Source organism: Pectobacterium odoriferum (genome assembly GCF_009931295.1).
Classification (GTDB): Bacteria; Pseudomonadota; Gammaproteobacteria; order Enterobacterales; family Enterobacteriaceae; genus Pectobacterium; species Pectobacterium odoriferum.
The window spans coordinates 1,404,294-1,419,400 of the sequence record NZ_CP034938.1 but is presented as its reverse complement, the minus strand read 5'-3'; the positions used below and the strand labels follow the sequence as shown (position 1 = coordinate 1,419,400).

9 protein-coding genes are annotated in these 15,107 nt (G+C 50.2%); 1 reads left to right on the top strand and 8 read right to left on the bottom strand.

Annotated elements, in window-relative coordinates; genetic code table 11:
• Positions 1-126 precede the first annotated feature (126 nt).
• The 7 genes from EO763_RS06240 to ushA all read right to left on the bottom strand — a co-directional run bounded on the left by EO763_RS06240 (position 127) and on the right by ushA (position 11,645).
• Complete coding sequence (locus EO763_RS06240; protein WP_039485995.1) at positions 127-1,509, bottom strand: glycoside hydrolase family 28 protein; 1,383 nt, start codon at positions 1,507-1,509, stop codon at positions 127-129.
• Positions 1,510-1,775: 266 nt separating this feature from the next.
• Positions 1,776-2,762, bottom strand: a complete 987-nt coding sequence (gene yjiA / locus EO763_RS06235; RefSeq protein ID WP_039472416.1) for a GTPase — start codon at positions 2,760-2,762, stop codon at positions 1,776-1,778.
• A 16-nt stretch (positions 2,763-2,778) separates the two neighbouring features.
• Positions 2,779-2,982: a YbdD/YjiX family protein gene (locus EO763_RS06230; RefSeq protein WP_161530350.1), complete on the bottom strand. Its 204-nt coding sequence runs from the start codon at positions 2,980-2,982 to the stop codon at positions 2,779-2,781.
• Between the two features lie 145 nt (positions 2,983-3,127).
• Positions 3,128-5,281: a carbon starvation CstA family protein gene (locus EO763_RS06225; RefSeq protein ID WP_039494130.1), complete on the bottom strand. Its 2,154-nt coding sequence runs from the start codon at positions 5,279-5,281 to the stop codon at positions 3,128-3,130.
• A gap of 291 nt (positions 5,282-5,572) precedes the next feature.
• The gene (locus EO763_RS06220; protein WP_161528416.1) at positions 5,573-7,579 is read right to left on the bottom strand and encodes a discoidin domain-containing protein; all 2,007 of its coding nucleotides are present in this window, start codon (positions 7,577-7,579) and stop codon (positions 5,573-5,575) included.
• 162 nt (positions 7,580-7,741) lie between these two features.
• Positions 7,742-9,760, bottom strand: coding sequence for a discoidin domain-containing protein (locus EO763_RS06215; RefSeq protein WP_161528415.1), 2,019 nt, complete (start codon positions 9,758-9,760; stop codon positions 7,742-7,744).
• A 235-nt stretch (positions 9,761-9,995) separates the two neighbouring features.
• Complete coding sequence (gene ushA, locus EO763_RS06210) at positions 9,996-11,645, bottom strand: bifunctional UDP-sugar hydrolase/5'-nucleotidase UshA (protein WP_161528414.1); 1,650 nt, start codon at positions 11,643-11,645, stop codon at positions 9,996-9,998.
• Positions 11,646-12,313: 668 nt separating this feature from the next.
• Here ushA and ybaL point away from each other — a divergent pair.
• Positions 12,314-13,999: a YbaL family putative K(+) efflux transporter gene (gene ybaL, locus EO763_RS06205; RefSeq protein WP_161528413.1), complete on the top strand. Its 1,686-nt coding sequence runs from the start codon at positions 12,314-12,316 to the stop codon at positions 13,997-13,999.
• 104 nt (positions 14,000-14,103) lie between these two features.
• Here ybaL and hemH read toward each other — a convergent pair whose 3' ends face one another.
• Positions 14,104-15,066, bottom strand: coding sequence for a ferrochelatase (gene hemH, locus EO763_RS06200; RefSeq protein WP_107332486.1), 963 nt, complete (start codon positions 15,064-15,066; stop codon positions 14,104-14,106).
• Positions 15,067-15,107: the final 41 nt, after the last annotated feature.

Here is a 15,107-nt window from a genome sequence, read left to right as displayed (position 1 = left end):
GCAAGCAGCGTTCAAACTAGCCTCTGGCTGGTTTGTCAGTCACCCGAATCACTTACTTGAGTAAGCTCATCGGGATTCCTTCCCTTGCCGCCTTCCCGAAACTCGAATTATTTTGGGTATAATCGATTACTGATCGACTTTCGCCCCTTTATCCAACTGCATCACTGGGCCTTCTTTCACATTCAGCGTCAAGCCTTTGGTCTGCAACTCCGCATTCCTTACGCGAATGCCTTTATCCGCATCAATACGCACATTATCAAAGTGGAAACCACTGAGTGGGGCTTCCGGTACGCCGATAATATACGCAGCGGCCTTGGTCTTACCGGTCGACTCCAGATTCTCGATCGTCACATTGCTGAAATGCGGCGTCTTGTACTGATCAAATGGCTGCTCTGGATCGGTATCCGGCGGATAAATTTGCTCCCCCATCGTGAAGCCGCCTTCGGCCAGCATCTTGTCTACTTCAGCCTGCACAATCGGCGCAGCTTTGTAGTAAGCGGCAAAGACCAGCGGGATTTCAACATCCACCATTTTGGTATTACGGTAAGTGATGTTTTTCACTTCGCCGCCTTTACCACGCAGGGTTTTAATGCGGATACCGTACATGGAACCTTCGAACTGGTTATTTTCAACCAGCACGTTATTTACGCCGCCGGAGGTTTCGCTGCCGATAGAAATGCCGCGCCCCTGCTTCAGGATATTGTTGGCGATATAGATGTTATCCACGACGCCATTCGGGAAGCGGCTATCCGGCTTCTCGGCTTTTATCGCGATGTGGTCGTCATTACAGTCGATATAGTTGTTGGTAATACGGATATTCTGGCTGTCGATCGGGTCGATAGCATCGGTATTTGGCGCATGCCACGGCGATAGAATCCGAGTACCGTTCACATCCACATCATGCGAGTAACGCATCACAACGTGGAAGCTCGGGGAATGCGTCAGCGTGACGCCATCCACCAGCACGTTATTAGAGCTTTTGATATAAATCAGACGTGGACGATCGGTGCCGCCTTTCTTGCCAGTTGCACGAATATTCTCGCGCCAGCGCTCCCACCAGACAGCGCCCTGCCCATCAATGGTGCCTTGGCCAGTAATAGCCACATTCTGTGCATCGGCAATACTGATAAAGGGAAGCCAGCCATTTTCCGCTTCAGCGTACTTGGTTTTTTCCGTCGCGCGATACGCTGCTTCTTCGGTCGACGCGACGATGGTCGCATCTTTTGCCAGATCCAGCCTTATGTTACTTTTCAGGAACAGCGGATCGACCAGATAGTTACCGCGAGGAACGTGTACCGTTCCGCCGCCAGCCGCAGCACAATCATCAATCGCTTTCTGGAAAGCCTGGGTATTCAGTGCGATTTGTAGGCGGTGGCCTTCGGCCCCGTATTGCGTGACGTCACAGATTTTATCTGGGAATTTTACGGAGCTGGCCGCTTGTGCCGAACCAGCCTGAATACCCAATGTGATGCAGGAAGCCATTAATGACAGAGCAAGACCACTACGCATACTTAACCCCACTAAAAAATGAAATATCGTTTTAATAAAATACCATTCCTATTCCATTAAAAAGCGAGGGGCGATCACGTTTTAGATGTATTCGTAATAATTACAATAAGGTAGGATTTTTTTCGTGCAATTGCACGATTCCCATCCTGCAAATGTACCTATGGCAAGGCAGTGCCGCCGCATAAGCAGAGTAAGGGGTGCAAAAGAAAGTAGGATAGAGGGAATGGTGCTGGCCTGAGCGACCAGCACAGAGAAGATAAATGGCGTTATGCCGTCAGGCGAGCGAAAGCATCACGGATTTCCTGTTCAGGTAAATCCACACCGATAAACACCAGCACGCTCTTTCTTTCTTCATCAGCGTGCCATTCTCTGTCCCAGTCGGCGCTATACAAGCGCTGAACGCCCTGAAACAGCAGGCGGCGGTCATCACCGTTGATGGCCAGAATGCCTTTATAACGCAGCAAATTATCGGAGAATTGCAGCAACAGGTTTTCCATCACATCGGACACAGACTGAAGCTCAACCGCCTTATCGAGGTACACAACGATTGATTGCACGTTATTCTGCGCGGGGGCAACAAAGCGAAATACTGGCGTTTTCACGTCCAGCTTGTCGCTGAGGACAAAACCGTCAATGTTAAACAACACGCTCAGATCGATATCGCCATGGACGACAGGGTAGATCGGTGCACGCGCATTGATACGCTGAAGACGCGGTAGCAGCGTTTCGTCTTCGCTTGCCACGTCGGTTTTGGTTAGCAGTATGCGATCGGCATAGCCAATCTGCGACTGTGCGATGGTGAACTGATCGAGCTGCTGCTGCGCATGTACTGCATCCACCAGCGTGATAATCCCGTCCAGAACAAAGCGTTCACAGATAATTTCATGCGAGAAGAAGGTCTGCGCCACCGGCCCCGGATCGGCCATCCCGGTGCATTCAATAATGACGTGATCAAAATCGAGCGTGCCATTATCTACGCCATCAATCAGATCGAGCAGCGCATCGGCCAGTTCATTGGACTGCGTACAGCAGATGCAGCCATTGCTTAGGGTCGTAATTTGACTGGCGCGTTCTCCAATTAACGTATTATCAATCGGGACTTCGCCAAATTCGTTTTCAATCACGGCGATTTTATAGCCGTGCTCGGCATTCAGAATATGCCGTAATAAGGTCGTTTTTCCTGCACCAAGAAACCCTGTCAGAATGGTGACATACACGGGTTTAGTCACATCAGATGATAAAGGTTGAGTCATAACAGATCCCAAGTCGTTAACAGCAACGCATCCCGCCTTTGCCGTCTCCGCCGTAACGCGCCTGCTGGCGTTCGCGGAAGAATTCTTCGTGCGTCATCGCAGGTTTATCCGGGTGATTAGTCTGCATATGCTGCACATAGGTATCATAATCTGGCATACCGACCAGCATACGCGCCGCCTGGCCCAAATATTTTCCTGCTTTTCCCAGATTGCCAAACATCATTACCTCCAGACTATCGCCTGCAATAGCGGCTAGATAAAAAATACCCTGTATAACGTTATACATTATACAGGGTATCTGTACCCGTCATCTTTCACGTTCAGCCTTGCTAGCTGTCTCGCAAAATCCGACGGGCGCGAGTCACTTAGTGGCCGGAAGAAACTTTAACGCCACCTTCAGGAACCGGAACATACGGGGTTTCCTGATCGGTACGTTCAGCCACTTTACGTGCAGCCAGTGCCGCTTTAATACCGTACGCAATAATACTGTACACCACGATCAGGAACAGAATGCTCAGACCAGCGTTGGTATAGTTGTTAGTCACGATATGGTTCATGTTCGAAATCTGCTGCGCGCTCAGATCGGCACCGCCTTCCGCAATTTTGCCCTTGAACATGTTCGCCATGTAGAAGAAGCCTTCCAACTGAGGATTGTCGCTGAACAGTTTCAGACCCAGCGCCCAAGTAGTACAGATCAGCAGCCAAATCGCCGGAACCAGCGTTACCCAGATGTACTGCGTACGTTTCATCTTAATCAGGATAACCGTACCCAGAATCAGCGCCACGGCAGCCAGCATCTGGTTAGAGATACCGAACAACGGCCACAGGCTCTTCACGCCGCCCAGTGGATCAACCACGCCTTGATACAGCAGGTAGCCCCACAGGCCGACGCAGCCCGCCGTACCGATCATACCGGCAATCAGAGAGTCGGTTTTCTTCAGGAACGGAACGAAGTTACCCAATAGATCTTGCAGCATGAAACGGCCAGCACGCGTACCTGCATCCAGTGCCGTCAGAATGAACAGCGCTTCAAACAGAATACCGAAGTGATACCAGAAGCCCATGTTGGCACCAGGAATGATCTGATGGAACACATGTGCGATACCAACAGCCAGCGTAGGTGCACCGCCTGCACGGTTCAGAACGGAAGGTTCACCGATGTCTTTCGCCGTTTGCAGAATCTGCTCAGGAGAAATCACAAAGCCCCAAGAGCTAACCGTCGCCGCCGCGTGGGCAGATACGTCCTGCAATTGTGCCAGAATCATCGGCGCATCAGCAGTGCCCAGACGATGCAGATCCGGCATCGTAATACCCAGCGCCGCTGGCGGAGTATTCATCGCGAAGTACAGACCCGGTTCAATGATAGACGCCGCAACCAGCGCCATGATCGCCACGAAAGATTCCATCAGCATGGCACCGTAACCGATGAAACGCGCATCGTTTTCGTTAGCCATCAATTTCGGCGTAGTACCGGAAGCAATCAGCGCGTGGAAGCCAGACACCGCGCCACAGGCAATCGTAATAAACAGGAACGGGAACAGCGTACCTTTCCAAACCGGACCGGTGCCATCCACAAACTGCGTTACCGCCGGCATTTTCAGATCAGGATTCAGAATCACGATACCAATCGCCAAACCGACGATGACACCAATTTTCAGGAAGGTCGCCAGATAGTCACGCGGCGCCAGAATCAACCATACTGGCAGCAGTGCGGACACGAAGGCATAACCAATCAGCGTATAGGTGATGGTGGTATCTTTGAAGGTCAGCGCCGGGCCCCAGTACGGGTCATGTGCCACAACACCACCAAACCAGATTGCCAGCACCAGCAGCACGATCCCGATCACCGAGATTTCACCGACTTTACCCGGACGGATAAAGCGCATGTAGACGCCCATAAACAGCGCGATCGGCACCGTAGAACACACGGTAAAGACGCCCCACGGACTTTCTGCCAGCGCTTTCACCACGATCAGTGCCAGTACGGCAAGAATGATGATCATGATAAGGAAGCAGCCGAACAGCGCAATCGTACCCGGTACCGGGCCTAATTCCTTCTTAACGATTTCGCCTAACGACGCGCCATTACGACGGGTCGAAATAAACAGTACCATGAAGTCCTGCACGGCCCCCGCCAACACCACGCCGCCCAGCAGCCATAAGGTGCCCGGCAAGTAGCCGACCTGCGCGGCCAGTACCGGCCCAACCAGCGGGCCCGCCCCTGCGATAGCAGCAAAGTGGTGCCCGAACAGGACGTTACGGTTCGTTGGCACATAGTTAAGACCGTCGTTATTCACAACGGCGGGGGTTGCTCTGGTCGGATCTAACTGCATGACTTTTTGTGCGATATACAGGCTGTAGTATCGATAAGCCACGAGGTAAACGGCGACAGAAGCAACAATAATCCATAATGCACTAATATGCTCACCGCGACGTAGTGCGACTACGCCGAGGCAGGCAGCCCCGATGATTCCAAGAATCATCCAGGGGATGTGTTTAAGAATGGCGTTGCTCTTCATAAGACATCCTTCAATTAAAAATCACAATCGTTTGATTTTGTTAGCTGTAGAAAAATAAACCCTGGTAATGCGTCGTGCGATAACGCGGGTTATCGCGTATTTCAGATAAAGGAAAATAGTGGCGGCACATTACGCCATCGCGTACGCGCGTGGGGCGGGTATTTGGGTAGGCGGCAGAATAGCGAGCTAAGCGGTTAGAATGACGCAGTGAGTGGCTGGGGATAAATTGGGCGGTATAAAACGAAAAGGCCGCGACGTTCGCGGCCAGTAGTGTGTTAATGTGATGAGCGATTACGGAACCTGATACGCCAGTTTGTAATTACCCGCCGTCGCGGGGCGGAATGTCACGCTGTCCGTGCGCCAGCGGATTTCCACTTCCGCAGGTGACTGCACTTTCCAACTGGAAGCATCGTTGACGTTCAGTACCAGTCGGTCAATGGTCGCGACATCTGCCGCTGGATCGGTAATATCGAGTGCGAACGCAAACGCGAGAGCGTCCGGCACGCCGTTATTGGATGAAAACAGTTGCGTCCACTGTGCCGCCGTAATGCCGCCGAGCTCGGCTGGCGTCATACCGTCCGCAATCAGTGCTTCTGCACCTGTGGTATCTGCTGACAATTCGCCAACATCAACCCACGCCCCGTTCCGCAAGACGTGCCAGTTCACTAAATCCCGCGTCACGGCGACACGCACTTTGCCATTACCCGTCTGTGTGGCGGTTAGCGTGGCGGCATTGATTTTTGCCCATGAGCCCGCAGAGGCAGATAATAGGGATTTATTGATAACAATTTGTGAATTCGGGAGATACGTCAATTTAATATTACGCTGATTCTCTGCATGTACTGAGAACGGAGAAATAGCAGAAACATCAGATCCATTAATCGTCCCAGATGATGAAAAACCACGACCAAAGTCAGCTGTTGCAATATTCTCCAGCAATCCATTATTAACCGTATACCATGCATTATCACTGCCATTAATCAACATGCGGGCATGAGGGAATAATTTCATGTTTTGTATAACAACATAGTTAGTATTTGGGTTTGATTCAGTGATAATAATTCGGTATGACGCATACGCTACTGATGAGGATATTCTGTACTCTCTGATAACCCCAGCGTTACTATTCGTATCATTATTAACAGAATGAAGGGATTCCCATGTAATCCCATCATGACTTCCCTCAAATCGCCATGATCGCGGGCTACTGATAACAGATGATAATCGATTCTGGATTGAATAGCCGCCGATAGCTTCCGGGCTCGGTAGATCTACCCGCAACCACTGAGGTGCTTCAGCTGTTGGTCCAACTTCAGAATTCCAAAAACCAGGATTGGTCGACGAAAACGCCATCCACCCAGAATATGCAGGAGTGTATATCGATGATGAAGAAATCGTATATCCGCTCGGAGATACATTTGATTCCATTTCAGGGATAATGGAGGTTGTTTCCGTATCATCGATTGATAACGCTTTAGCTCCAGGTTTTATATTTGTAAAATATTCTCCACCTGATTCAGCCAACTCAACAATGCCTCCCACATATGGCTTTACTTGCCCATCAAAAACAACTGCATTTGTCACGTTATAATGTGGTTCACTCGACGCATTAAAGTCATCAACAGCGTAAGCCTGATTTGCTGCACCCTCTTCTTCTTTCAGCGCATACGCCGCGAGATTAAACGCATTTTGTGGGCTGATGCTGAACACGTGGTTTTGCCCTGCTGTTGCGCCCTGACGATCGGCGACGATATAAGCCGAACCGCCGCTGCCGGAACCACCAATCGCACTGATAATGGTTTTCTCATTCACCGGGTTATAGCTCAGCGTCACACCCGCCCCCGCTTCCAGCGAGGAATGGATGAGCTGCTTCGTTTTTTGCGTGTAGTCGGTGATATCCGCTGTAGTGTGAGTGTGATCAGCGGCCGCAACGCCCATCTGCGCTGGCGTCGGTGAAAAATCACCGCTGCCCAGCAACGATTGACCAAAGAGCGTACGGATAGTGGTGCCAGAGATTAATTCAGCCTGCTTGGCATTCCAGACTGCTTTTTCATCCGGCGAGGCAAATTTTCTGGTGGCGGTTTCGGTAATCTGATCGGCCGTATAGTCGCCAGCTTGTGCAGTGACAACGCCAGTTCGTCCGAATACGGAGGCAACGCCAGAAACACCAGGTTCTTGACCACCGCCATTGTCTGAATGGCAGCAAGTGTGGGGATCAACCTGGACAGGAGGATAAACGGTACATGTTGATTTCCCCGTACTGTCACAGACATTGATTTCAATATTTACGCTTTTCATTATGTTGATAACTCCGTTAATAAAGGGCATGGGGAGTATCACTTAATTTCCAGAGAGATTATTTTAAATTACTTTAATAACTTGCCATTCAATTTTATATAAAGTTCAGAATAAAAAAGCCGCGACATACGCGGCCAGTGAAATATGTTATCGGGTGAATAATTACGGAACCTGGTACGCCAGTTTGTAATTACCCGCCGTCGCGGGGCGGAATGTCACGCTGTCCGTGCGCCAGCGGATTTCCACTTCCGCAGGTGACTGCACTTTCCAACTGGAAGCATCGTTGACGTTCAGTACCAGTCGGTCAATGGTCGCGACATCTGCCGCTGGATCGGTAATATCGAGTGCGAACGCAAACGCGAGAGCGTCCGGCACGCCGTTATTGGATGAAAACAGTTGCGTCCACTGTGCCGCCGTAATGCCGCCGAGCTCGGCTGGCGTCATACCGTCCGCAATCAGTGCTTCTGCACCTGTGGTATCTGCTGACAATTCGCCAACATCAACCCACGCCCCGTTCCGCAAGACGTGCCAGTTCACTAAATCCCGCGTCACGGCGACACGCACTTTGCCATTACCCGTCTGCGTGGCGGTTAGCGTGGCGGAATTGATTTGTGACCACGCGCCGGACGTCAGTGATTTTTGAATGGCTATTTGTGTATACGGAATATACGACGACCGTAGATCAATTTGAGCACTACCAACAACCTTGATTGGTAGCATGTCAGAAATTGATGCATTTGATACCCAGCCCGAATTAATGAAACCACTATCAAAATCAGCAGAGGAAACCTCAGTCAATATGCCATTATTCGCGGAATACCATTTATCATCACTGCTAATTAAAACTTTTTCAGACTGAAATAAATTAAATTTCTTTAATGTTAAATAGTTATTGTTATTGCAACCAGCAGTAACAAATAACCGGAAGCTTTTATATTTACCAGAGGAGGTGAAGTTATAAATCCGGACGGCACCAAGCGTATTATTGATGTCACCATTTACAACATGTAAATCATCCCAAGTATTACCACCATCATTAGAACCCTGAAAAACCCAGTCCTTTGGTCCATTATTATAAATGACTGTCCTGTTAGCAAAGCTATAACTGGAAATTGTCGTCGGGGTTGGTAGATCGACCCTAATCCAGTGAGGATTAGCTACAGTCGCAGCATTTAACCCTCCCCAACAATCATATTCATTACTAGATAAATTATTGTCATTATCAAATGCAAAATAGGGTAAAAACTGAGGCCTTGACATATCACTAGCACTAATGACATATCCAACTGGATTTGTATTTGATGTCATCTTCGGAACAACAGATTTTTTAACAACGGAAATATTAACATACTTCCCATCTGCTCTAACTGGTGCTGAGAAAACATCACCGTCGTTATTAAGTGTGAACGTATCACCAGAGTATTCATGCATTACTCCATCAAAAATAACCGCGCTCGTCACGTGATAATTTAGTTCACTCGACGCATTAAAGTCATCAACAGCGTAAGTCTGATTCGCCGCTCCCGCTTCTTCTTTCAGTGCATACGCCGCAAGATTAAATGTATTTTGTGGGCTGATGCTGAACGCATGGTTTTGCCCTGCTGTTGCCCCCTGACGATCGGCAACGATATAACCCGAACCGCCGCTGCCGGAACCACCAATCGCACTGATGGTGGTTTTCTCATTCGCTGGATTATAACTCAGTGTCACGCCCGCCCCGGCTTCCAGCGAGGAATGGATGAGCTGCTTCGTTTTTTGCGTGTAGTCGGTGATATCCGCTGTGGTGTGCGTGTGATCCGCGGCCGCAACGCCCATCTGCACTGGCGTCGGTGAAAAATCACCGCTGCCCAGCAACGATTGGCCGAAGAGCGTGCGGATAGTGGTACCAGAAATTAATTCAGCCTGCTTGGCATTCCAGACTGCTTTTTCATCCGGCGAGGCAAATTTTCTGGTGGCGGTTTCGGTAATCTGATCGGCCGTATAATCGCCGGGCTGTGCGGTTACGACACCAGTGCGCCCGAATACTGAGGCAACACCAGAAACACCGGGTTGAGGTTCGCACTTATTATCCACATCCACATGGCAGCAAGTGTGGGAGCCCGCTTGAATAGGGGGATTAACAGTACAGGTTGATTTTTCCGCGTTGCCACAGACGTTGATTTCAATATTTACGTTTTTCATCGTACCGACTACTCCGTTAGTTAGGGGGTATCAGGAGTATCGTGTATTTGGCTGGTCTGTTATTTTAAAGCGCTTTACTAAATATAAGATTATTTAACAAATTAAATCAGTAAATTAGAATTACTAACCTTTGGCAATTAAAGGCTTAAATGCAACACGGCGTCTCAGAATAACACCCAGAAAAAATGGCGGTTTATGTCATCAGTGAAGAGACAAAAACCGCCATCACTATTGGTTACTTATAAACGATCTCACCTTTCGGCGCGTAGGCTTCCGCGTCTAGCGGTGAATGCTTCTCGATGTATTGTTTCAGCACTTCAGCATCGACAAAGCCCATGTTCACATAGCCCGGCAGATTATCAAGGCGCGGATAACCATCACCGCCCATCGCATTAAAGTTCAGCGTTGCCATACGGTAAACTTTATCTGCCTGCAACGGCTCACCTTTGATCTTCACATTTTGCACACCCTGCCCGTCTGCCGTCAGGCTGACGTTGAGGAATTGCGCATAAGCACCGGAATCCACCTTTTTATTGGCGGCTACGGCCAGATATTTTTCGACGTCGCTGCCTTTCATATCCACATAAACCAGCGTGTTGGCAAACGGTTGAACCTTCAGTACATCTTTATAGGTGATATCACCTGATTCAATTGAATCGCGTACACCGCCACCGCTCATGATGGCAAAATCAGCTCCTGCACGCTCAAGCTGTGCCGACAATAGTACGCGTGCCAGATTGGTCTGACGGAAACGCACCTGATTGCGATCGCCTTCCAGTTTGCCCTTCACGCTACCGATCTTGATGCCCAACTGCTCCTGCCCTTTTTCCTGGAACGGCGTCAGCATTTTCATAACGTCAGAATCCTGCATGATTTCATGCGTATAGAAAACACGCTCGGTCTTGCCGTCTTTCTCTACCTTTTTCTTCAGGTTGATCGGAATCAGCTGATAATGCTCAAGCTTCAACTCACCATTGCGGAATGTGAAATCGGCACGGCCGACATATTTACCCCACTCATGCGCTTGAACAATCCAGGTGCCGTTCTGGCGATCGGGTGCACAAGGCGTGCCCGGCACATAATCCACCTGTTTTTTATTTTCCTGCGCCATACAGACCGGATCCTGCGAGTGGCCGCCGACAATCATGTCTAGATATCCAGCCGGCAGGCTACGCGCCATTTCCACATCACCCGGCGCATTCGAGCCATGATTACCATCGTCATAGTGCCCCATGTGCGTCGCGGCAATAATCACATCTGGCTTTTCGCTCTTCCGCAATTGCTCAACAACCTGCTTTGCTTCCGTGGAAGGATTACGGAATTCAATATCGGTAAAATACTCAGGATTGCCTAATTTGGCCGTATCGTCCGTTGTCAGGCCGATAACCGCGATTTTCACACCTTGCTTGTCGAACAGGGCATAAGGCTTAAATAAGCGCTGACTGGTGCTTTTTTGGTAGATGTTGGCCGATAACAACGGGAATTTCGCCCATTTCTCCTGTTGACGCAGGACAGACAGCGGATTATCGAACTCGTGGTTGCCGAGTGCCATGGCATCATAGCCGACCATGTTCATACCACGGAAATCTGGCTCTGCATCCTGCAAATCAGACTCAGGTACACCGGTATTAATATCACCACCGGAAAGCAGCAGTACGCTGCCACCTTTACTCGCCACTTCCTGGCGAATCTGATCGACCAGCGTTTTTTGCGCCGCTAGCCCATATTCACCGTGGTCGTTATGCCAGAAGTGGCCGTGATGGTCATTGGTATGCAAAATAGTGATGGCGTATGTTTTATCTTTTTCCCAAGCCATTGACATAACAGGTGTTAGCGCTAGCGATACCGCCAGCGTACATCCCAAAGCTTTTGTTGAAAAGCGCATGATAAATCTCCGTTTATTTTAAAGACCCAGTGGAACCACTGAGAAATTCACCATACAAATTAGCACAGCAAGATGAACAATGCGCGAAGCGCATTCACCCTGTCCGTCAACAATGTGCGATAGCCGACAAAATCAGATTAGGTATAGCCGTTAGAGTGATATCGCGCTGACTCGACAGTGTCGCCGTCTCGTCACGAACTCTTGCTAATATGGGTGCTTCATCGGAATGATCCGGCATCACACCATTTATCCCCTGTTTTCTGGCGTTTGACGCCAGTGGATAAAATTATTCCGCTGAATAGACAGAAAAGCAGTGAGGCATTACGGCCAAGAACATCACGCCATCAGAATAATTACGCATGTTTATCAATGCTTATCGCGAGAAACCATCCCTAAATCTGTGTTAGACTACCTTTAACTGGAGAAACTGATATTTTTCATAAAATACCACTTTTATCCAAGCAACATTTCGCTATATGCAATAGAATTTATCTATACCCAGAGTAATTGGCGTTGCAGCCAAACAGCAAACGAACGAATCCCAATACGCTTTTCGGTGCATAATAAAAGTCATAAGGGTACGTAAGCGCTGCTAACCACGCTGTAACTTCAAAGCAAGAAGGGTAAATCCGCTCAATTACGTTTCACCTATGGCACAAGGAGTTGGGATGCATGCTGCAACACCGCTAATTTCTACTATCGCTGGGGGGCTGGTTCTTGCCTTCCTCCTTGGTATTCTGGCACACCGCCTGCGTATCTCTCCCCTTGTTGGTTACCTTGCCGCAGGCGTTCTTGTCGGTCCTTTTACACCCGGCTTCGTTGCCGATACTTCACTGGCATCAGAACTCGCGGAACTTGGCGTAATCCTGCTGATGTTTGGCGTTGGCCTGCACTTCTCACTGAAAGATCTCATGGCGGTAAAGTCCATCGCCATTCCCGGCGCGATAGCCCAGATTGCCGTGGCAACGCTGCTTGGAATGGGGTTATCCACCATGCTGGGCTGGAGCCTGGCGAGCGGCCTGGTTTTCGGCCTTTGCCTCTCAACCGCCAGTACTGTGGTTCTGCTACGCGCGTTGGAAGAACGACAGCTTATTGATAGTCAACGTGGTCAAATCGCCATCGGCTGGCTGATTGTGGAAGATCTGGCGATGGTCCTTACGCTGGTTCTGCTACCGGCCTTCGGCGACATGATCGGCTCTGAGCATGCCGACACCAGCAAACTGCTAACCGATTTGGCTTGGACCATCGGTAAAGTGATTGCATTTATTACCCTGATGATTGTCGTAGGTCGTCGTCTGGTGCCGTGGGTATTGGCAAAAAGCGCCAGCACCGGTTCACGTGAGCTTTTCACGCTGGCAGTGTTAGCAATGGCACTGGGTATCGCCTTTGGCGCGGTGAAACTGTTTGATGTCTCCTTTGCACTGGGCGCATTCTTCGCTGGTGTGGTATTGAACGAATCTGAACTCAGCCAGCGTGCGGCGCACGACACGCTGCCGCTGCGAGATGCCTTCGCCGTACTGTTCTTCGTTTCCGTCGGTATGCTGTTTGATCCGATGATCCTGCTGAACGACCCCATTTCCGTGCTGATCACGCTGGCAATTATCGTGTTCGGTAAGTCGGCCGCCGCTTTCGTGCTGGTTCGACTCTTTGGTCACTCTAAGCGGACAGCATTAACGATTTCCGCCAGTCTGGCGCAGATCGGTGAATTTGCCTTTATTTTGGCTGGACTCGGTATTGTGCTGGGGCTGCTGTCCGAAGAAGGGCGGAATCTGGTACTGGCCGGTGCCATTCTCTCCATCATGATAAACCCGTTGCTGTTTACGCTGCTTGAACGCTATCTGGCGAAGCACGAAACAATAGAAGAACAGATTGTGGAAGAAGCGATTGAGGAAGAGAAACAGATTCCTGTCGATATGTGCAACCATGCGCTGCTAGTCGGCTATGGTCGTGTTGGTAGCCTGATTGGTGCCAAACTGCATCAGGCCGGAATTCCCATCGTTGTCATTGAGAATTCACGTACACGTGTTGATGCACTGCGTGAACAGGGAATTAAAGCCGTATTAGGTAACGCCACCAAGCCTGAAATCATGGATATTGCGCGTCTGGACTGTGCCCGTTGGCTATTGCTGACCATTCCGAACGGCTATGAGGCGGGGGAAATCGTCGCTGCGGCTCGTGAGAAGCGTGCCGATCTGGAGATTATCGCCCGCGCGCACTATGACGATGAAGTCAGCTACATTATGGAGCACGGTGCCAACGAAGTGGTAATGGGGGAGCGGGAAATCGCCAATAGCATGATCACTATGTTGAAGCTGGATGACATTCCACCCGCGCCTCAGGCATGCCCTATTTAAATGCCTACACGCTGAATACGAAAATGGCGGGCAAATAAATGCCCGCCATTTTTTGCGTTGCATAGTATACCTTCAAGCATCGCCAGACAAAAACTGTCTTGCCCCTACTCTGCTTTGCTCACTAACTGTTCCAGCAGATCAATGTGCAGCGGATCGTCATTGAGCGCTGGAATATAGTGGAATGCCTCTCCGCCTGCGTGCAGGAAAATTTCACGGTTCTGTTCCTGAATCTCTTCCAACGTTTCCAGACAGTCAGCGGAAAAACCGGGGCACATAATCTGAATGTGCTTGATGCCCTGCGCGGGCAGCCCCTGCATGGTTTCATCCGTATATGGCGTCAGCCAAGGTTCACGGCCAAAACGCGACTGGAAGGTCATCATTATTTTGCCTTCCGGCAGCCCCAGCGCGGCAATCAGCGCCTCTGTAGTCGCCCGACAGCGTTGTGGATAGTCATCCCCTTCATTGGCATACCGCTCGGGAATGCCGTGATAGGAAATCACTAATCTGTCTGGTTCACCGTGTTCAGCAAAAGACTGCTCAACACGGTGCTTCAACGCCGCAATATAAGCAGGATGTTCGGCGTAATCACGGATAAAGCGAATCGCAGGCAACTGACGATTATCACGCAGTTGCGCCGCTAACCCATCCCACACGGCTGCTGTTGTTGAGCAGGAATACTGCGGATACATCGGCAAGACCACCAGTTGCGTTACGCCTTGCGCCAGTAGCTTATCCAGCGCCGAACGCAGACTGGGCGAACCATAGCTCATCCCCAGTTCAACAGGCGTTTCCGGCATACGTGCAGCCAGTGCCTGCTGCTGCCGACGGCTAATCACCAACAGCGGCGATCCCTCTTCCATCCAGACCGATTGATAGAGCTTCGCCACTCGCGGTGAGCGTGTTGGCAGGATGATACCGCGCAGCAGCGGCCACCATAGCAGACGCGGTGTGTCCACCACGCGCCGGTCGCTGAGAAACTCCGCCAGATAACGCCTCACCGCCTGCGGCGTCGGGGCATCGGGTGTCCCTAAGTTCACCATCAGCACGCCGTATTTCTCTTGTTTCATCGCCGTCTTCCTTTTATGGAGAAGCAGGCTTTCTCTCAGCC

Excerpts from the sequence above, each read along its gene's own strand:
- EO763_RS06240 (WP_039485995.1), bottom strand. The coding sequence starts at position 1,509 with ATGCGTAGTGGTCTTGCTCTGTCATTAATGGCTTCCTGCATCACATTG.
- yjiA (WP_039472416.1), bottom strand. The coding sequence starts at position 2,762 with ATGACTCAACCTTTATCATCTGATGTGACTAAACCCGTGTATGTCACC.
- EO763_RS06230 (WP_161530350.1), bottom strand. The coding sequence starts at position 2,982 with ATGTTTGGCAATCTGGGAAAAGCAGGAAAATATTTGGGCCAGGCGGCG.
- EO763_RS06225 (WP_039494130.1), bottom strand. The coding sequence starts at position 5,281 with ATGAAGAGCAACGCCATTCTTAAACACATCCCCTGGATGATTCTTGGA.
- EO763_RS06220 (WP_161528416.1), bottom strand. The coding sequence starts at position 7,579 with ATGAAAAGCGTAAATATTGAAATCAATGTCTGTGACAGTACGGGGAAA.
- EO763_RS06215 (WP_161528415.1), bottom strand. The coding sequence starts at position 9,760 with ATGAAAAACGTAAATATTGAAATCAACGTCTGTGGCAACGCGGAAAAA.
- ushA (WP_161528414.1), bottom strand. The coding sequence starts at position 11,645 with ATGCGCTTTTCAACAAAAGCTTTGGGATGTACGCTGGCGGTATCGCTA.
- ybaL (WP_161528413.1), top strand. The coding sequence starts at position 12,314 with ATGCATGCTGCAACACCGCTAATTTCTACTATCGCTGGGGGGCTGGTT.
- hemH (WP_107332486.1), bottom strand. The coding sequence starts at position 15,066 with ATGAAACAAGAGAAATACGGCGTGCTGATGGTGAACTTAGGGACACCC.